General features: G+C 59.5%; 9 protein-coding genes and 9 pseudogenes. 9 read left to right on the top strand and 9 right to left on the bottom strand.

All coding sequences use genetic code 11. The annotated features are described in order from the left end of the window. Positions 1–110: 110 nt before the first annotated feature. The 3 genes and pseudogenes from recG to JCM15831_RS19865 all read left to right on the top strand — a co-directional run bounded on the left by recG (position 111) and on the right by JCM15831_RS19865 (position 3,942). Positions 111–2,200: pseudogene (recG, locus tag JCM15831_RS16215) on the top strand (ATP-dependent DNA helicase RecG). 141 nt (positions 2,201–2,341) lie between these two features. Further along, a complete protein-coding gene (locus JCM15831_RS19870) occupies positions 2,342–3,190 on the top strand; it encodes a GGDEF domain-containing protein (RefSeq protein WP_051528270.1) in 849 nt (282 codons plus the stop codon). Beyond that, complete coding sequence (locus tag JCM15831_RS19865) at positions 3,139–3,942, top strand: EAL domain-containing protein (RefSeq protein WP_084490524.1); 804 nt, start codon at positions 3,139–3,141, stop codon at positions 3,940–3,942. The genes JCM15831_RS19870 and JCM15831_RS19865 overlap by 52 nt, the downstream gene beginning before the upstream one ends. Positions 3,943–4,059: 117 nt before the next feature. Here the strand turns inward: JCM15831_RS19865 and JCM15831_RS23230 are convergent. Together JCM15831_RS23230 and JCM15831_RS16205 are read right to left on the bottom strand one after the other, a co-directional pair. Then, positions 4,060–4,266, bottom strand: a pseudogene (locus JCM15831_RS23230) (lipid A-modifier LpxR family protein); the annotation flags it as partial. After that, positions 4,194–5,098 (bottom strand): annotated as a pseudogene (locus JCM15831_RS16205) (lipid A deacylase LpxR family protein). The pseudogenes JCM15831_RS16205 and JCM15831_RS23230, both read right to left, overlap by 73 nt. A gap of 293 nt (positions 5,099–5,391) precedes the next feature. Between JCM15831_RS16205 and JCM15831_RS23225 the strand changes: the two are divergent. Further along, entirely contained in the window at positions 5,392–6,069 is a 678-nt protein-coding gene (locus JCM15831_RS23225) for a cold-shock protein (protein ID WP_025822584.1), read from the top strand. 239 nt (positions 6,070–6,308) lie between these two features. Here the strand turns inward: JCM15831_RS23225 and smpB are convergent, their stop codons facing one another. From smpB to JCM15831_RS16190, 4 genes and pseudogenes are all read right to left on the bottom strand, one after another. After that, positions 6,309–6,803: an SsrA-binding protein SmpB gene (smpB, locus tag JCM15831_RS02885; protein WP_025822583.1), complete on the bottom strand. Its 495-nt coding sequence runs from the start codon at positions 6,801–6,803 to the stop codon at positions 6,309–6,311. Further along, positions 6,804–7,698 (bottom strand): annotated as a pseudogene (dapA, locus tag JCM15831_RS16195) (4-hydroxy-tetrahydrodipicolinate synthase). It abuts the gene before it with no gap. Positions 7,699–7,797: 99 nt separating this feature from the next. After that, positions 7,798–8,637: a prephenate dehydratase gene (locus JCM15831_RS02875; protein ID WP_025822582.1), complete on the bottom strand. Its 840-nt coding sequence runs from the start codon at positions 8,635–8,637 to the stop codon at positions 7,798–7,800. Next, positions 8,634–9,367: pseudogene (locus JCM15831_RS16190) on the bottom strand (3-deoxy-manno-octulosonate cytidylyltransferase). The gene JCM15831_RS02875 and the pseudogene JCM15831_RS16190 overlap by 4 nt, the downstream one beginning before the upstream one ends. Before the next feature lie 133 nt (positions 9,368–9,500). On the opposite strand from JCM15831_RS16190, the pseudogene JCM15831_RS16185 reads away from it, so the two are divergent. From JCM15831_RS16185 to JCM15831_RS16175, 3 pseudogenes are all read left to right on the top strand, one after another. Beyond that, positions 9,501–10,300, top strand: a pseudogene (locus JCM15831_RS16185) (inositol monophosphatase family protein). Between the two features lie 55 nt (positions 10,301–10,355). Continuing rightward, a pseudogene (serA, locus tag JCM15831_RS16180) lies at positions 10,356–11,605 on the top strand (phosphoglycerate dehydrogenase). A 68-nt stretch (positions 11,606–11,673) separates the two neighbouring features. Then, a pseudogene (locus JCM15831_RS16175) lies at positions 11,674–13,175 on the top strand (YifB family Mg chelatase-like AAA ATPase). Positions 13,176–13,185: 10 nt separating this feature from the next. Here JCM15831_RS16175 and metC read toward each other — a convergent pair. Both metC and JCM15831_RS16165 read right to left on the bottom strand, forming a co-directional pair. Next, entirely contained in the window at positions 13,186–14,409 is a 1,224-nt protein-coding gene (metC, locus tag JCM15831_RS16170; RefSeq protein ID WP_035773745.1) for a cystathionine beta-lyase, read from the bottom strand. A gap of 13 nt (positions 14,410–14,422) precedes the next feature. After that, positions 14,423–15,070 carry a sulfurtransferase gene (locus JCM15831_RS16165; protein ID WP_232227961.1) on the bottom strand — a complete coding sequence of 216 codons (648 nt, stop codon included), beginning with the start codon at positions 15,068–15,070 and terminating at the stop codon, positions 14,423–14,425. A gap of 305 nt (positions 15,071–15,375) precedes the next feature. On the opposite strand from JCM15831_RS16165, the pseudogene JCM15831_RS23840 reads away from it, so the two are divergent. Together JCM15831_RS23840 and JCM15831_RS02835 are read left to right on the top strand one after the other, a co-directional pair. After that, positions 15,376–16,411, top strand: a pseudogene (locus JCM15831_RS23840) (AI-2E family transporter). Then, positions 16,408–17,151: an endonuclease/exonuclease/phosphatase family protein gene (locus tag JCM15831_RS02835; RefSeq protein WP_156938719.1), complete on the top strand. Its 744-nt coding sequence runs from the start codon at positions 16,408–16,410 to the stop codon at positions 17,149–17,151. The pseudogene JCM15831_RS23840 and the gene JCM15831_RS02835 overlap by 4 nt, the downstream one beginning before the upstream one ends. On the opposite strand, the gene cls is transcribed toward JCM15831_RS02835, so the two are convergent. Then, positions 17,135–18,550 carry a cardiolipin synthase gene (gene cls, locus JCM15831_RS02830; protein ID WP_025822580.1) on the bottom strand — a complete coding sequence of 472 codons (1,416 nt, stop codon included), beginning with the start codon at positions 18,548–18,550 and terminating at the stop codon, positions 17,135–17,137. The genes JCM15831_RS02835 and cls overlap by 17 nt on opposite strands. Positions 18,551–18,752: the final 202 nt, after the last annotated feature.

The following is an 18,752-nucleotide window of genomic DNA, read 5'->3' as shown; positions in this document are numbered from 1 at the left end:
GCGCGCCATAATGCAGTCGGGCTGCCAGGCGATGGTTTCGTTTTGTTCCATGACAATTCTATCCTATAGCCTCTGCGTATCCCGATGTCAGCCCATGTTGCGCGAAGGTCATGTCCCCAGAGTTAACGAGGATTTCTCCCCTTCTGGCCCCGCTGGCGACACTGCCCGGCATTGGCCCCCGCTACGCCGATCTGCTGCGAAAGGTCGCGCTGGGCCCTCGCGTGATCGATCTCCTGTTCACGCTGCCGACGAGCTACACCGACAGGCGCACGGTTCTTACCCTGCGTGAAGCACGCCAGAACCTCGTGCCCGGCGCTACATTGACGGCAAAACTGCGTGTGCTCGACATCACCTCCCCCACTCGCTCGCGCCAGCCCTTCCGCATCCGCGCCTGTGACGACACAGATGAAGTCGACATTCTGTTTTTCCATCAGGCCTTCATCCGCTCGGTCGCCATCGGCGACGAACTGGCCGTCTCCGGCAAGCTTGAACGCTACGGTCTTTCTCTGACCATGCCGCATCCCGATTATATGGTCGGCTGGGCACGGCGCAGCTCAATCCCGGCAATCGATCCGGTCTGGCCCCTCACAGCAGGGCTGTTCACCTCCGTAATGCGACGCGCCATGCATAAGGCGCTGGATCTGATCCCGCCGCTCCCTGAGTGGATTTCTCCCGAACGTCTGGTCCATCACGACTGGCCGGGGTTTGGCGCTGCGCTGAACATGCTGCACCGCCCTCCTGAAAGCAGCGATGCAAGCTGGTCAGGCAAGGCTTTGCTGGCGCGCGAGCGTCTTGCCTATGACGAATGCCTTGCCGATCAGCTCGCCCTCGCCATGGCGCGGCTCGAAGCCCGCACCCAGACAGGGCGAGCGCTGACGGGCGATGGGTCACTGCGAAAGGCGGCGCTGGAGCGCTTCGGCCACAAGCCCACCGGCGCACAATCCCGGGCTCTGGCTGAAATCGATACCGACCTTGCTGCCCCTATTCCCATGATGCGCCTGCTCCAAGGCGATGTCGGCTCGGGCAAGACACTCGTCGCTCTGATGGCCATGCTGCGCGCCGTGGAATGTGGCGCACAAGCAGCACTGATGGCACCGACTGAAATTCTTGCCAGCCAGCATTTCGAGACGCTCTCCCGCCTGTCGGGTGTTGAATGCGTCTATCTTTCTGGCAGCGTCAAAGGAAAGGCGCGCCGGCTTGCCCTCGACTCCATTGCCGACGGCACCGCCCGACTCATCGTGGGAACCCACGCCCTGTTTCAGGAAAAAGTGGTGTTTCAGGATCTGGCTCTGGCCGTCATCGATGAGCAACACCGTTTTGGTGTCGCTCAACGGACGATGCTGGGCTCAAAGGCAGTCAGACCGATATCCTCGTCATGACTGCCACACCGATTCCCCGTACCCTGCTCCTGACCCAGTGGGGCGATCTGAGCGTAAGCCGCCTGGACGAGAAACCTCCAGGCAGAAAGCCCATTCAGACGTCGCTTCATCCACTCTCCACGCTGGAAGAGGTGATCTCGGGCATTACGCGCATTCTGCAACGAGGTGCGCAGGTCTTCTGGGTCTGTCCTTTGGTCGAAGAAAGCGACGTGCTCGACGTCGCGGCTGCGGAAGCGCGCTGGGGCGACCTTGCGCAACGCCTCTCCGTCCCAGTCGGGCTGGCCCATGGCAGACAGGAAATTGCACAAAGACAGACAGAACTGGACAGGTTCAGACTGGGTGAGACACGCCTCCTCGTTGCCACAACCGTCATTGAAGTCGGCGTCGACATCCCCAATGCCTCGGTCATGGTCATCGAGCATGCGGAACGTTTCGGCCTCGCCCAACTGCATCAGCTTCGCGGAAGAGTCGGCCGCGGAGCGACCGCCTCTTACTGCCTGCTGATCTATGATGATGCGACCGGGGCGACCGGTAAGGAGCGTCTGTCCCTTCTGCGAGAGACTGAAGACGGCTTTTTGATTGCAGAACGGGACTTTTCGGTGCGAGGCGGTGGCGATCTCGCGGGGAACCGTCAATCCGGCCTTCCGCTATTCCGCCTCACAGAAGGCGTCAATGCAGAACTTCTTCTGCAAGAAGCTCATCGCGATACCTTGATGATTACAGAAAAATCAAAAACATTGACTACTCTGAGACCAGAATTACCAATCTTATTACAGATTTTCGACCGCCATGACATGAAACGTATCAATCGTTCGGGATAAACTGTTGATGACCGAAAAATCACCCTCTTATTTAAATATATGAAATAACAGGGTGATTGAATTCCCCGCCGCGTTAGGGTCATGATTGCCCCAGCCTGCTTTGTCTTTCATAAGCGGATATCCCTGTTGAAGAGAGGCGTTATGTCACTATCCAAACAGCTTCAGCCGCAAACAGCGATACTTGAAATCGCGCGCCGGCTGTTAAGCGCCTCATCGATCCGCGTCAGCGGCCATGACGGGTCGAACACCCTTGTGGACATCACGCAAGAAGGACCAGACGCCGGAACAGGCCTGTCACCGGCGTCCGACGCGAACCGCGATAACGAGCATCCTTTTTCTCTGACGCGAACCGATAACGGCTATGAATTCGATCTCGCGCTCGATGATGAACTGAGGCTTTCTGCGACTCTCCCACCGAACCAGAATGAGAGGGAATTGCGCGAGCTCGCTCACTACCTGGCCGTCTGCGCCCGCACGATTTTCCGCAATCAACCGCAGCAAACCCGCCGCCCCGATCTTCCCGACCGCGGGCTCTGCGCCGCTCACATCGAACATATGATCGAGTCTGGAGCGGCCGAGATCCGCAAAACAAGCTTTGCGGTCATGAAGATCGACCTCGACCATCTGAGCACCCTGAATCTGCAACATGGGTGGGAAACGTCCAATTTTATTATCGACGAAGCCATCGGCCGTATCCAGGATGTGCTGCCGCGTCAGGCCTTTCTGAGTTATGCGGGTGGCGGCAACTTTTTGGTGGTCTCGCCACCAGGCCTTTCTCTGGTGACATCCCGCACTCTTATTGCCACCATCCGCCAGGCATTAGCCGTGTCCATCAAGGTCGACGACACTGAGATCCAGGCGTCGTTTTCCATCGGTTGGGCTCTTTACCCTGATGATGGCGCGTCTACGGCAGCCCTTTTGCAAGCTGTCGACGCTGCATGGCAGAGGTTCGGCAACACGGTGGCGCACATGAAAGACGGGCAAGCCTGACCAGTATCGCGGCTCTTGTCGGGACGTCAGGTCTTGAGCGCGACCTCATGCAAGCAATCGACCGTAACGAACTTTCTCTTAACTGGATGCCGATTATCGCGTCCGGCACTCAGACAGTGGTCGCCCTTGAGGCCCTTCTTCGGTGGGAGCGTCCCGGCAGTGGGCAGGTGCCACCGGATATGTTCATTCAATGCGCCGAAAATGGCGGACTCATTGAGAAAATCGATCAGTGGAGCCTTGAAACAGCGTGTCGGACTGCGGTCGAGTGGAGTCACCCACTTCGCGTGTGCGTCAATATCTCTCCTACCTGGCTCGCAAAACGTCATCTCTCAGGCATGGTCGAGGCAATTCTGCAACAAACAGGTCTCGCACCAGAACGACTTCAGATCGAACTCTCCGAAAAGCGACCGTTCGGCCCACGTGACATCGCCTATCAGGAGCTGTCACGTCTACGCGCACTCGGCGTCCATGTCGCTCTTGACGATTTTGGTGCTGGTTATTCTTCGCTTGAGCGTCTGGCGAATTTCCCGGTCGATCAGATCAAGTTCGATCGCTCATTCATGCAGCGCCTGAATGACGATCGCCGCGTCAATGAGGTCATGGGGCAGACGATCCAGATGGCGCGGCGACTCGGTATTTCCTGCTGCGCCAAGGGCGTCGAGACGGAGCGTCAGATGGCCTTCCTCGACTCTTACGGATGTGAAGAGGTGCAGGGTTATCTCCTCGGCGTGCCGACAGAGGATTACCTGTAAAAACTCAGGCGAATCAAAACCCCATGCTTCCCTCGAGAATGCATGGGGTTTTCGACGATGTCTAACCGCATGATGCAGTCAGGTTTTGGTCAATAAGTCGCAGGTCGCTGCGCGCTCTCAGAACTTGACCGAGAGCTTCAGCGATCCGTAGTTGAAGAGACCGGCCTTGGCTGTGTTGAATTGAGCCGTCTGCCAGTTCTGGCTATAGGACAGGCGGACGCCATGCCACATCACGGCAACGCCGGCGTGGATCATACCGACATCCCAGTTTTTGCTGACATGCGGTGAATTGCTCCGCAGCGTATTACCCTGAAGGGTCGCATCATAAGCGACAGCCTGACCTTCGACACCCCCATAGAGATACCAGGCGACGGGTCTGGTCGCGACATAAGCATCTGTCCCATCAAGCCCGGCCCGATTGTCGAGTTACCGAAATCGCTATCCAGACCCTGACCGATGCGGAACGTTCCTGCGACATCGGCATAGGTGCGGTAATCACCCGCTGCACCCGAGACGGCGGGCAGCACATCGGCACTGATCCCGTAGAGATTCACAACCGGAAGACGCCAGATGCGTCCTGCCTGAATCTGAAAGATCGGCTGGTTGGCCAGCTGTGTGCCCCAGCCGCGATTTTTCGTATCGCCGATGGCGCCGTGGAACCCGTTCTGAAGCTGACGGCCAAGACCGGCAGGTCCCATCACGCCGAACTGGATACCGGCAACGCTCCGGGAAAGATCCGTGTCATTGATGAAATTGACCGTCCCAAGCAGCAGACCGGAATAAGGGCGATCCCCTGCGGGCAGCGACGCACTCTGGGTATCGCGAGGCGTGTTGATGATCTGCTGCACCCCGAGCTGATGCGCTGCATACCCTCGCCCAGCAGGAAGCGGTTCACATCGGCGAAAGGCTTGGGAAGATTATCCGTCCCCGATGTCCAGTTGAAACGAAGACCAGAGGTATAATACTGGTCCGACGTTCCCTTGAGCGTCGAAACCGCATCGTTTTCACCCTGGAGTGTCCAGGTCCCGTAGGGATCCTGCTTCGGGGTTGCGTGGGCCGCAGAAGCGCCAGCGAGCACGACTCCGAGAGCCGAGAGCGATCCTGTCGTGACCTGCCTGGCATTTGGCCAGCGCGACTTTGAACAGCGCAATTCCATCCCTTTCTGAAATACTAGGTTACCACCTTAGCTCATTCCGCCTATCAGAAAACAGTGATGACAGGCTTCGAGAAGAGGTTCTGCTCATAAAAAAGCGATCTAAAGAAAATCGTTGTAATCAGCCACGTTTTCCAGTGGCATAGTTTGAAAAAACCGTGTTAGGCTTTGCATGAAACCCCTTGTGGACAAAAGCCTCTCCGATATTCGCGGCGAGGCTGTGCACATCGTTTCGACTTACAACACTGGTGATTCTCACGCAGATGAATCACCGTTTAGATCCCGGGATTAGACCGTTGAGAAGCAACCGTACCGACCGCAGCCCACGTTCCCCGCGCCGCGGCGGATTCGATGACGATTTCATGACCCCCTCCTTCGGCGCGGATCGCGGCGGAGTACAAAATCGTCGTCCCCCTTCGGGCGGCCCCCAGGTTCTGGCGTCAGGCCCTGAAGTCGGCGCCAGCGTCAAATGGTTCAACAGCGAAAAGGGCTTCGGCTTTGTCGAGCTGTCTGATGGATCAGGTGACGTTTTCCTTCACGCAAACGCATTGTCCAGCGCAGGCCATACCAGCGTCAATCCTGGCGCCACGCTGAACGTCCGCATCGGCCAGGGCCCCAAGGGCCGTCAGGTTGCTGAGGTTCTCACGGTCGATACGAGCACCGAAGAAGCCCCGCGTCCGCGCGCTGCCTTCAACCCGGCTGGCCCGCGCCCTGCTTTCGGTGGCGGTGGACGTCCGGCTCGTCCGGCCCCTGACCTGTCGCACGCTCAGGAGCTGCGTGGCATCGTGAAGTGGTACAACTCCACAAAGGGCTTCGGCTTCATCACGCCGGAAAACGGCGGCAAGGACATCTTCATCCACGCTTCCGCTCTGGAGCGTTCGGGTCTGTCCAGCCTCAACGAAGGCCAGGCTGTCGATGTCAAGGTTGTTCAGGGCCAGAAGGGCCCCGAGGCTGCCGACATCAACCTCGCCTGATCGGCGCGCTGATTTCCGAGAAAACCCGGCCTTTGTGCCGGGTTTTTTGTGGCCTTTTTCCGGCGAAGACTGCCGATAAAAACGTAGGCTAATGCCTGCGACAGGTGTCGCGAGCATCGTTACGGAAGACAAATTATCCGAGAAATTGTATAAAAAAAGCCATGCTGCGTGACAGCATGGCTTTCGGGAAACCTCGAAATTCCTGGAACTGGGTCGGCCACTGAAACGCCAGACTCTTCTCAGTAATCCTTGCCTTTGCTTCTCAGGAGGCGCGCCTTGTCGCGCTGCCAGTCACGCTCGGCAATCGCGTGACGTTTGTCTTCCTTCTTCCGTCCCTGACCCAGCCCAAGCGTCAGCTTGGCAACGCCCCGCTTGTTGAAATGAATATCGAGCGGGACCAGAGACGCCCCTGACCGCGACACAGCACCCAGAAGGTGGTCGACCTGTTTCTTGTGCAGAAGAAGCTTGCGCGGCGCACGCGTGTCGAACCGGGAGAGAACCCCGCCCTGATATTCAGGAATATAGGAATTCAGAAGCCAGATTTCGCCGTTGCGCTCGCCAGCATAGGCTTCATTGATCGTTGCCCGGCCCATGCGGAGGCTTTTGACCTCAGGACCCTTGAGGACGATCCCCGCTTCGACAGTCTCGAGAATGGAATAGTTGAACCGGCCTTTTCTGTTTTGCGAGGCGATGCCATGCGAAATCAGACCGGATTTTTTCTTTTCAGCCACAATTTATCCTGACAGACCCGTCTTCTTAAGGGCCTCATCAATGAAAGCGCGCGAAGCGTCGCCCGGTTCGCACAGAGGCAAGCGAACAGTAGGGGTGCAAAGCCCCAGACGCGACGCCGCGTATTTGACTGGGCCGGGATTGCTCTCACAGAACATGGCGTCATGCAAAGGCGTCAGCTTCTGCTGGATTTCCATAGCTTTGGCCGCGTCACCAGCCTGCCAGGCTCATGCATATCGGCACAGAGTCGCGGCGCGATATTCGCCGTCACGCTGATGCAGCCATGCCCGCCAGTTGCGAGGAACGACACCGTTGTCCCGTCATCGCCCGTCAGCAATGTGAAGGCTGGTCTCCCAGGAGCTGTCGAAGCTGAAGCGGACGCGACAGATTGGCTGTGGCATCCTTGGTTCCGACGATATTGGGGTGCTGCGCGAGACGCGCCATGGTTTCGGGCAGAATTTCCACGACCGAACGCCCGGGAACATTATAAACGTAGAGCGGCAGATCCGTCGCATCGGCGACAAGCATGAAGTGCCGGTAGAGCCCTTCCTGTGTCGGTTTGTTGTAATAGGGTGCCACCACCAACAGAGCATCGGCCCCCACGGCCTTGGCATGGCGAGCCATACCAATCGCTTCGTGCGTGCTGTTCGAGCCAGCTCCAGCCATCACTGGCACACGACCACCCGATATCTTGACCGTATGAGCTACAACCAGAGCGTGTTCATCATGCGTCAGGGTCGGGCTTTCGCCCGTCGTCCCCGCCGGGATGAGACCTGCCGTTCCCTGATCGATTTGCCAGTCAATGAACCGTTCCAGCGCGGCGAGATCGACCGTTCCGTCATCGCGAAAGGGCGTCAGCAGCGCGGTCAGAGACCCGTTGAAATCCTTGTTCCGTGCCATGGCCCCCACCTGCCGTCTTCAACAAACCTGCTGCTAAATAGAACTCTGCACAGCGCTGTCAAATGGATAACGCCGCATTACTCGCCATTCAGCCCCTCACTATTCAGGATATCGTGAGGGGCTACCCGGATAGACGCCCAGAACCGAAATATTCTCGCTGCATCCCTGCAGGACCGAGAGAGCCCGTTTCAAAGCGGGCTGTTCAGGATGCCCTTCAACATCGAGCAGAAACCCCGTCGCCGTGAGGGTCCCGGGGCTCATGTAACTTTCGAGGCGCGTCATATTCACGCCGTTCTCCGCAAAGCCGCCAAGAGCTTCGTAAAGCGCTCCAGGCCGGTTGAGCACGCGGAAGACCAGCGTGGTCATGACACGCTCTGCATCTGCGGATGGCCAGACAGCCTCCCGCGCGACGAGGTAGAACCGTGTCGTGTTGTGGGCAGCGTCTTCGACATTGGCACGCAGGATCTCAAGCCCGTTCAGCTCTGCTGCGAGTGAGGAAGCAACCGCTCCATCCTCGCGGGACTGCCATTTCACAACCATTTCAGCGGCACCGGCCGTATCGAAGGCTGAACATGCCTCGATCCCGAGCTCGCTGATCAACTGGCGTATCTGACCCAGCGCGACTGGATGGGTGTGGATACGGCGCAGATCCTCAATTCTGGTTCCCGGCAACGCGACCAGACAATGCTCAACGCGCTCAAAATGCTCGCCGATAATCGGCAACCCCGCTTCGGGCAGCAGGGCATGAATTTCCGGCACGCGTCCGGCGAGCGAATTCTCGCAGGCCAGCATACCAACGGTCGCCCGCCCCTCGCGCACCGCATCGATGGCCGCCTGAAAGCTGGGGCAAGGCAGAGTCTGCCAGCCGGGACGTGCCGTTCGGCACGCGAGGTCGGAATAGGCGCCCGGGCGTCCCTGGAAAGCAATGATTTGGGTCATGAAAGCGAAAGAGCCTGACGTACTCGAATTAGATCTTCCGGCGTATCGACGCCCAGAGGGGCCTCGTCAATCGCGACGCACCCGATTGTCATCCCGGCTTCCAGAGCACGCAGCTGCTCCAGCGACTCACGCTTTTCGAGAGGCGACGGATCAAGAGAGACAAAACGCGCCAGAGCCTCACGGCGCCAGACGTAAACCCCGACATGATGCCAGAGCGGCCCTGCTCCCCAAGGGATGGCCCGGCGCGAGAAATAAAGAGCCCGGGCCACATCGCCCTCCCCGGCAAAGCTGCACGCTGCCTTGACCACCGACTCCCGGTTGGCCTCTTCCTCGGTCTCGACGGGTGCGACAAGTGTCCCGATATCGTAAGACGCTTCCGTCACCGGGCGAAGGGCACGAGCAAGACTGTCCGGATCGATCAGGGGCAAATCTCCCTGCAGGTTGATCACCACATCATGATAGCCGTCCGGATCGAAATCCTGCAACGCGGCATGAACCTGTCAGACCCGCTCGGCAGCGCCGGGTCGGTCAACACGCCCTTGATGTCATGGCCAGAAAGGGCGTCCAGAATGGCTGAATCCCCCGAGGCGACAAGCACGGGCCCAAGCTGAGCCGCTTTCGCCCGCAAGGCCACGTGAAGAATCATGGGCTTGCCATCGATCTCCGCCAAAGGCTTGTTAGGCAGACGCGTCGAGGCGAGACGCGATGGGATGACGATAATCGGGTTCATAAGGTAAAAGCAGGCTTTCCACTTAATCTGGTGAGGGCTGCAAAGCAGGTTGAGACATGCCGCACCCCCCCTGATGCGTCAATCTTCCCGTCACTCACGTCCTCCAGCGTCCCTTCTGCCCCGGATCATGCCCATGCCTTCCCAGCCCGAGCTCACCACCTGCCTTCAAACCGCGCTGCTCTGCGCCGACCATGCCCGGCAGGCTGTTGCCCCCCATTTCCGTTCCGGCCTCACCGTTGACGACAAGAACGACGAGAGTCCTGTCACGCGCGCCGATAGGGAGGCGGAAACCGCCATTAGGACGTTGATCGCAACGCGGCATTCCGATCATGCGATCATAGGAGAGGAGTTTGGCTTCTCCGGCGTTACGGGAGACTGGGTCTGGGTGATCGACCCCATCGATGGACCCGCGCCTTCATCACAGGCCGTCCGAGCTTTGCGACTCTCGTGTCCCTTTTTCACAAAGGCAGACCGGTCATCGGGATCATCGATCAACCCTTCACGCAGGAGCGCTGGATCGGGGTCGACGGCCTACCGACCCGCTTTGAATCGACGGCGATGCCGGGCAGGATCGGCACGCGCGCCTGCGCGACTCTGGCAGATGCTGAGCTCTCCTGCACGTCGCCAGACATGCTGATCGCGCCCTATGATGCCCGTTTTGCCCGTTTGAAGGCTGCCACGCGACGCACGAGCTGGGGCGGCGACGCTTATGGTTATGGTCTGCTTGCTCTGGGACAGATCGACCTGATTGCCGAATGCACGATGAAACCGTGGGATTGGGGTGCTCTGGTACCGGTCGTCACAGGCGCCGGAGGTGTCATGAGTGACTGGCAGGGCGCACCGCTGACGCTGGAGAGCGATGGAACGGTTCTGGCATGCGGTCACAAGGGGCTGCTGGAGGCCGCGATCACAAGCCTTCGCCCTTCCCCCTGACCTGAGGATAGGCTAGCACCGCTCTTCGGATTTGCGCCGCTGACAGGAGCCAGACATGGAAGCCTCGTTTTCTCTCCCCAAAGACCGCATTCGGATCCTTCTGCTCGAAGGGATCCACGAGAGCGCAGCGCAGCATCTTGCCGCGCAGGGTTATCGTCAGGTTACCCGTGTCAAGACAGCGCTCGAAGGCGAGGCCCTGACAGAGGCGCTCAAGGGCGTCCATATGGTGGGGATCCGCTCCCGCACCCAGCTCACCGCACCGGTCATCGAGGCGGCTGACCGCCTGATGGCGATTGGCTGCTTCTGCATTGGCACCAACCAGGTCGATCTCAATGCGGCGCGCATGGCAGGCATCCCGGTTTTCAACGCTCCCTTCAGCAACACGCGCTCGGTCGCCGAGCTCGTCATGGGCGAGATTGTGATGCTGCTGCGCCGCATCCCCTCACGCTCCGAGCAATGCCATGCCGGCGGCTGGGACAAATCGGCTGTCAATGCGTGGGAAGTGCGCGGCAAGACGCTCGGTATCGTCGGTTATGGGTCGATCGGCTCGCAGCTTTCCGTTTTGGCAGAAGCCTTCGGTCTGCGCGTCATTTATTACGACACGATGGACAAGCTTCCGCACGGCAATGCGACACCGGTCGCAACGCTTCAGGACCTTCTCGGACAGTCTGACATTGTCAGTCTGCACGTTCCCCAGACGGATGAGACCCGGAACATGATCGGCGAGGCTGAAATCCGCGCCATGAAGCCGAATTCGATCCTGCTCAACAACGCACGCGGACGGTAGTCGAGATCGATGCCCTCGCCGCTGCACTGCGCGACGGCCATCTGATGGGTGCCGCCGTCGATGTATTCCCCAAGGAGCCGAAAGGCGCCGGTGAGAGCTTTGTCTCGCCCCTGCAGGGCCTGCCCAATGTTCTGCTGACCCCGCATATCGGCGGCTCGACCATGGAAGCGCAGGAACGCATTGGCGTTGAAGTCGCCAAGCGCTTCGTCGAATATTCCGACGTTGGCTCGACCCTCGGCGCCGTCAATTTCCCTCCCGTGCAGCTGCCTGAGCGGCCCCGTGGCACGCGCTTCATGCATGTCCATGAAAACCGCCCCGGAATTCTGCGTCAGATCAACGAGATCTTCTCGAGCGAAGAGTGCAACATCGTCGCACAATATCTCCAGACTGACGGCGAAGTTGGCTATGTGGTCGTCGAGATCGATTCCGGACCGGATGGCGAACTCGAAACCCGTCTGCTGTCACGTCTGCGGGACCTCGACGGTACAATGCGCGCACGCCTGATCTATCAACGCTGAACAGGTTAATGAATTATTGACGAAACCCCGGTAATCGTTAGGAACAGAGAGGTCTGTTCCTGACATTAGTGGGTGCCGTGTCCTCTTTTTCTTCGTCGATCGCCAGAGTTCAGAGCTTCGCCTTCGCGGGGATCGACGCAATACCTGTCACGGTCGAGATTCAGATCTCGTCCGGCCTCCCGGCCTTTATCATTGTCGGCTTGCCTGACAAGACCGTCGGCGAGGCACGTGAGCGTGTCCGCGCTGCCCTCGCCGCTCTGGGCCTGGCTCTGCCTCCCAAGCGTATCCTCATCAATCTGGTACCAGCCGACCTGCCCAAGGAAGGCTCGCATTTCGACCTGCCCATCGCGCTGGCGATCATGACGGCGATGGGGATTTTCTCGCATGAAGCCATCGCCGCTTATGCCGCCATCGGTGAACTCTCGCTCGATGGTCGCCTGCAGGCGACAGGCGGCGTGCTCTCCGCCGCACTTGAGACTCTCACCCTGCAACTCGGCTGATCTGCCCGAAGCAGCAGGCGCAGGAAGCGCGATGGGCCAGCGATGCATTGGATATCCTGGCACCTGACACGCTGCGTGCCCTGCTCGCCCATTTCAATGGCGATCATGTCCTGTCGCCACCTGAACTCGAAAGGATAGACGCGCCGCCTCCTCTGGCCGATCTCTCAGAGATCAGAGGATTGGAGATGGGTCGTCGCGCCCTCGAAATCGCTGCCTGTGGCGCCCATTCCCTGCTCATGACGGGGCCTCCCGGTGCAGGAAAATCCATGCTTGCCCAGTGCCTGCCATCGATCCTGCCCGATCTGACCCATGAGCAGATCCTGCAATGTAGTCGCATACATAGTCTCGGCGGTCAGGCCAGTGGCAGTCTTCTGGTCACCCAGCCTCCCTTTCGCGCCCCCCATCATTCGACCACCCTTCCCGCTCTCGTCGGTGGGGGTACCCGCTCCCGACCGGGCGAGGTGAGCCTCGCCCATAACGGTGTGCTGTTTTTGGACGAATTGCCCGAATTCTCGCGTGCCTGCCTCGAATCCCTGCGTCAGCCGCTGGAAACTGGGGCAATTACCGTGGCGCGCGCCAAACAGACGGTGCTGTATCCCTCACGTTTTCAGTTTATCGCGGCCATGAATCCCTGCCGTTGCGGCTATCTCGGCGATGCCAGCCGAGCCTGCCGTAAAGCACCGCAATGCGGAGAAGACTATCTCTCGCGTATTTCCGGCCCGATGCTCGACCGCATCGACCTCTCGCTTTTCGTGACCCCCGTCCCACCACTCGACATGATGACTGCCCCGGCAGGTGAACCGAGCGCCGTTGTGCGCAACCGCGTTTGCGCCGCCAGATCGAGACAGATCGCACGCCAGGGCGTTCCGAATGCTCAGGTCAGCGCGACTTCGATCACACTCGAACACGACGCTCGAAATCTTGTGAGCGAAGCGGGCGAAAAGCTGCGTCTTTCCGCCCGCGGCCTCACGCGTCTGCTCCGTGTCTCACGCAGTATTGCCGATCTCGATGCAGCTGAAGCCGTCAGCGCCTTGCATCTGCGTGAGGCGCTTGGCTTCAGGCTCCGCTAGCCCCGCCAGCTCAACCGGCGAGCGAGGCGCGCAAGACTTCAAACCCGCCTTCAAGATCGCCGATCAGGTCATTCGGATCTTCGAGACCGATATGGAGCCTGAATGTCGGCCCTTCCGGCATTGCATTGGGCAAGGAGCGTCTCACGCCACCCGTCGTCGGCAGAACGAGGCTTTCATACCCGCCCCAGGAGGCCCCGATGCCGAAGAGCGCCAGAGCATCGATCATGTCACGCATGGCACCCACCGTGAGATCGGCCCGCAATTCGACCCCGAAAAGCGAGCTGGCCCCCTCGAAATCGCGTCGCCAGAATTCGTGACCCGGGCATTCCTCGAAAGCCGGATGCAGGACGCGGGCAACTTCCGGGCGGCCACGCAGCCATTGCGCCACCAGCAAGGCCGATTGCGACTGGCGCTCGAGGCGCACTGCCATCGTGCGAAGTCCGCGCAGAGTCAGCCAGCACTCGTCCGGGCCTGCGAGCTGACCCAACTGGATGGCTGAATCGCGCAGATCTTTCCAATGGGCGCCATCGGCGACGGTGATGGCACCGGCAATGACATCGGAATGTCCGGCAGGATATTTCGTCAATGCCTGGATCGACACATCGACCCCGTGACGGAAGGGCTGAAAAATGCCGATACCCCATGTGTTATCGAGCATGAGCAACGCATCGCGCTCATGAGCGATACGCGCGAGCATCGGCACGTCCTGAACCTCGAAAGTATGGCTGCCCGGACTCTCGGCAAAGACCACGCGGGTGTTTTCGCGCATCAGCCCGGTCACCGTCGCTTCATCGGCAAGCGGTGCGTAATAGGTCGTTTCAATACCCATCCGTGCCAGCATGGTGCTCGCAAAGCGCCGTGTCGGTCCATAGACCGAGTCAGGCAGCAGGAGATGGTCGCCCGCGCTCAGAAAGGCCAGAAGCGGCAGAGTACAAGCCGCAAGCCCTGAAGAGACCACCTGCGTGTGCAAGCCTCCCTCGATCTGCGCGATGAGTTTTTCAAGCTCGTGCTGAACCGGTGTGCCCATGGCACCATAGATCGCAGCATGATCATAGGTACGCTGCCCCTGCTCGTTCATCGCCTCGAGCGAGGGGAAGAGCACGGTGGACCCTCTCGTGACAGGACCGTTGACGAAGCCCCCTTCTTCGGGTGTGGGATCGGGTCGACCACCCTGTACCAGCAGGGAGGACAGGCGCTTCCAGCCGAAAGTGACCTGCTTTGCAGAATTGTCCACTCTATCTTGTCTCCTAAGAGGCCGTTACGGGCGTTGTCGGATCGCTGCCCCACTCAGCCCATGAGCCGTCATATAATTGCCCTGCGGGGAGCCCTGCCACACGCAGCGCCATTGTCAGCGTGGCTGCGGTCAGCCCCGAGCCGCAGCTCGCGATAACCCGGCGCTCCCGTGCACCGAGACCGCCCAAAAGGTCAAAGAGCGTCTGCGAGGCCAGAAAATGCCCTCCTTCGTCCAATACGGCGGTAAACGGCAGATTGGCGGCACCCGGCATGTGGCCACCACGCATATTGGGACGCGGCTCTGGCACCTTTGCATGAAACCGCGCCGCGCTCCGCGCATCGAGGATGAGAGCCGCTGGGTCGTCCAATGCTGCCAGCACGTCGCCTTTGCCAGCCAAAAGGGCATAGACGGGTCGCGTAAGATACGGCCGATCTGAAGGCGATGCGGCCTTTGGAAGGGCGTCAGGCAGAACCCCCGCCTCAGTCAGAGCCGCCAGCCCGCCATCGAGCACATGAGCGCGCTCATGACCGAAAAGAGACGCCATCCAGTGAGCCCGGCAGGCGCCGACACTGCCCTTCTGGTCGTAGAAGACGAGACCAGTCTCTCGCTCAATCCCGAGCTGCGTCATGAACCCTGCAAAGACGGCTGCTCCGGGAACCATATGAGGGAGCGTATCCGCCGCTTCGCTTATCTCGTCGATGCGGAAACGATTTGCGTCGGGAAGCGCTAATTCATGAAAAGCCGCGTCAGGGTTACCCTCCTGTCCGGGAAGAAGGATCGACGCGTCGAGATAGCGATACTGCTTCGGGAAGTGCCATCAGGGTCGAAACGTCGATGAGGGGAGGCAGCGTCATGAACGGACCTTGCGGGAACGGGTTAAGAACCGCACGATAGCAGTCAGAAGGACCATCCGGTCAACTGGCGTCAGACGCGGCCACAGGAGATTTTGTGACGACCGAACGCATCATGCTGGGTTTGCTTCTGGTAGGCGTTGCCTATGGCTGCGGCGTCGTCCTCTGGCCGTTTCTCTCTGCCATTCTGTGGGGGGCCATCCTCACTTTCACCACATGGCCGCTCTTCAAGAGACTGAGACGCCACATGCGTCCGGCGCTTGCGGCAGTCATCATGATGATCGGCAGTGCCATTGCCATCGTCATGCCCCTCGCCCTGCTCACCTCGACAGGACTCGCCGACCTTCCGCTCATCATCGACGGCATCAACACCGAGATCGAAGCCCTCAGCCGCACCCATCCTGCGCCGGGCTGGCTGGCCTCCGTCCCGGGAGTCGGGCCGCAGCTTGCCAGCGCCTATCTTCACTGGAACCACGACGTCAGCGGACTGAGCGAGGCACTCCACCCCTATGCCGGCAGATCGCCCATTATGCGCTCAAGGCGCTGATGCAGATGGCGAGTGGCCTTGCTGAACTCGTCATGGCGCTCTTCATCGCCCTGTTTTTCTGGATCAGCGGCGATTCTCTGGGGAAAATCATCCACGCCGTCCTGACCCGGATTACCGGCACCTATGCGGATCGGCTGATCACAATCATCGGGAGCGTGATACGCGGCACCGTCTACGGCATTCTGGGGACGGCCATCGTTCAGGGCGTCCTGACCTCGATCGGCCTTTTCATCTCAGGCGTACCTGCCCCCGTCCTCCTCGGCGGGTTTGCCGCCTTCGTCGCTGTCTTTCCTGTCGGCGCCCCACTCGTCTGGCTCCCGCAGCGATCTGGCTGGCTTTGCATCATCACCTCGGCTGGGGTCTGTTTCTCGCCGGATACGGTATCATCTTCATCTCGGGCGCCGATCACATCATTCGGCCCGCTTTCATCGCGCGAGGCGCACAACTTCCCTATCTGCTTACCGTGCTAGGCGTGCTGGGAGGCGTCGTCACGCTTGGGGGCCTGGGAATCTTTCTGGGACCGGTACTGCTGGGGGTTGGCTATACTCTGACCACCGAATTCGCTCGTGGCGCCTATCAAACCGAAAAGAAACTTCAGCAATGAGCTCCTCCTCCCTACAGGAATCCTCCTCTTCTTCTGCAAAAATGACGGAAAAACACGCCGTTCCACAGATCGGCGAGAGCTTCACCATCCTCAGCTGGAACCTCCTGCGTGCAGTCGGCGCCCCCCTCGATGAAGTCGTCGAGCTCGCAAGGAGCGTTCAGCCCGACATCTTCCTGATGCAGGAAGCCGTGGATACCTTCGACCGCCTGCCCGAGATTCTGGGAGGGCATTATGCCCGCATCCCCCTGCCCGACCGTATTCACGGCACCGCGTGCTGGAGCCGCTTTCCCTTCAACCGCGCGCCTGTCTCCTGTGCGCTCCCCTCGGGTCTCATGGTCCGTCGCACCGCGCAGCTCATCGATTTCAGCTCATTCTCGATCGCGAATGTCCATCTCTCGCACGGACAGATTCTCAACCGGCGCCAGCTTCGTCGCATCGCCCCCATGCTGCGACACCATGCGCTCGTGATGGGCGACTTCAATCTGGTCGGCCCAACCCTTCTCCCTGGCTTTAACGATGTCGGCCCTAGGGCGGCGACACATCGTATGGCGGACATGCTCCCGATCCGGATCGATCGATGCCTCGTGCGCGGCATGACCCCCCTTGGGACGGCGGTTCTCCCCAATCAAAGTTCCGACCATCACCCAATCCGCGTGACACTCCAGCTCGAAGCCCCGGATCGGCATCGGAGTTTTTTCCAGAAGTTCAAAGACAGGCAAAGTCTCAAAGGTAAGGGCTGAAGAGCCTGACCGATGCGTTCCGGACCTTGCGAACCGCGCTGATACTGTCGAGTGCGTGATGCGTCAGGCGACGGGTACGGTGGCGCTCCATGAAAGCATTGAGCTCCTGCGCCACAGACTCGCTGTAGATCTCCAGATTGATCTCGAAATTCAGCCTGAGGCTGCGCGCATCGATATTGCTGCTGCCGACGAAAGACCAGGCCTCATCGACCACAAGAAGCTTGGCGTGGTTGAATGGGGGGCTGCTCATCCAGACATGACATCCTGCCTTTAGGAACGGGGCCAGACTGGCATCACGCGCATAATCGATCAGGCGATGATTGCTGCGCTTGGGCACGATGATATCGATTGTCACCCCCCTGAGCGCAGCGAGGCAAAGCTCGGAAACAAGCCGTTCATTTGGCAGGAAATAGGGGGTCATGAGCCGAACATGGCGCCTCGAAAGCGCGATGGCCTGCAGCATGGAGAATTCGATTTTCTCCAGATCGTTATCCGGCCCCGATGTCACCACCCGCATCGGAATATCTCCCTGACGCTCCAGATCGGGGAAATAGGTCTCACCATCGAGTTGCTCGCCACAAGTAAACGACCAGTCGCGCGCGAAAGCCTCGGTCAGCTGATGCACCACCGGCCCTTCGAGGCGGAAATGCGTGTCGGCAACGGGATGTTTGGTACGGAGACGACGCAGATTTTCCTCACCGATATTAAGACCGCCCATAAACCCGATCCGACCATCGATGATCAGGATCTTGCGGTGATTTCGCAGATTGATAAACGGCATTTTCCAGGGCTGGAGCGAATGCATGAAACGCTGACAGACGATCCCCCGACGCCGCAGGGATTTTTCAATTCCGCAGGAAAAATACCCTGCTCCAATTCCGTCGACGAGCACCCGTACCGCAACGCCGCGTGCCTGAGCTGTGGCCAGCGCCTCGACAAACTGGTTACCGATCCGGTCAGCTCTGAAAATATAGGAACAGAGCAGGACAGACACCTGAGCCGAGGCAATATCCTCGAGCATTCTTGGATAAATCGTATCGCCATCATGCAACGTGGTGACCGAATTGCCGCCCAGAAGAGGGCGCTCGGTCAGCTTGCTGATCATCCGGGCAAGCGGCTCGAAATCGCCCTTCATCCGATGCTGCGCCTGATAGGCCAGCCCGCGCCCTCTCCAGCGATGATCGCTGGCCAACCGACGGGCAAGGCGCCGCACGCGATTGATGCCGAACATGAGATAGAGCAGCGCCCCGCAAAACGGCATGAGCCAGCTCACCCCGATCCATCCCGCACAGGCCGCTGTATTCTGTTTCGTCCTCAGAACGTGAAGGGTGACTGCCACTGAAAGACAAACCCGAAGGGCCAGAAGGGTGAAATCGAAAAGCGTTACAGGCCAGCTCATTGTTTATTACGTTACCGTATTCGGCTGAATTTCAAGGTGCCGCATCTTGCAACTGGTAAAATCATCGTAAAATATGAAAGCTTGGAGGAATATCTCTCCTGGAACCCGACGCGCACAAAGGAGAGCAAGAGGATGGTTATGTCCGCCCACCGTCCGCAACTCTTCTACACGACCGAGCCCTCTCCCTGTCCGTATCTACCGA

It is taken from the genome of Asaia astilbis JCM 15831 (genome assembly GCF_000613845.1).
Lineage (GTDB): Bacteria > Pseudomonadota > Alphaproteobacteria > Acetobacterales > Acetobacteraceae > Asaia > Asaia astilbis.
Note: the sequence above shows the minus strand (reverse complement) of the source record. Positions and strands in the feature narration are given on the sequence as shown.

Bases quoted from the DNA above. Each gene is read 5' to 3' on its own strand.
- JCM15831_RS19870 (WP_051528270.1), top strand. From the start codon at position 2,342: ATGTCACTATCCAAACAGCTTCAGCCGCAAACAGCGATACTTGAAATC.
- JCM15831_RS19865 (WP_084490524.1), top strand. From the start codon at position 3,139: ATGGCAGAGGTTCGGCAACACGGTGGCGCACATGAAAGACGGGCAAGC.
- JCM15831_RS02875 (WP_025822582.1), bottom strand. From the start codon at position 8,637: ATGACCCAAATCATTGCTTTCCAGGGACGCCCGGGCGCCTATTCCGAC.
- JCM15831_RS16165 (WP_232227961.1), bottom strand. From the start codon at position 15,070: ATGGTTCCCGGAGCAGCCGTCTTTGCAGGGTTCATGACGCAGCTCGGG.
- JCM15831_RS02835 (WP_156938719.1), top strand. From the start codon at position 16,408: ATGAGCTCCTCCTCCCTACAGGAATCCTCCTCTTCTTCTGCAAAAATG.
- cls (WP_025822580.1), bottom strand. From the start codon at position 18,550: ATGAGCTGGCCTGTAACGCTTTTCGATTTCACCCTTCTGGCCCTTCGG.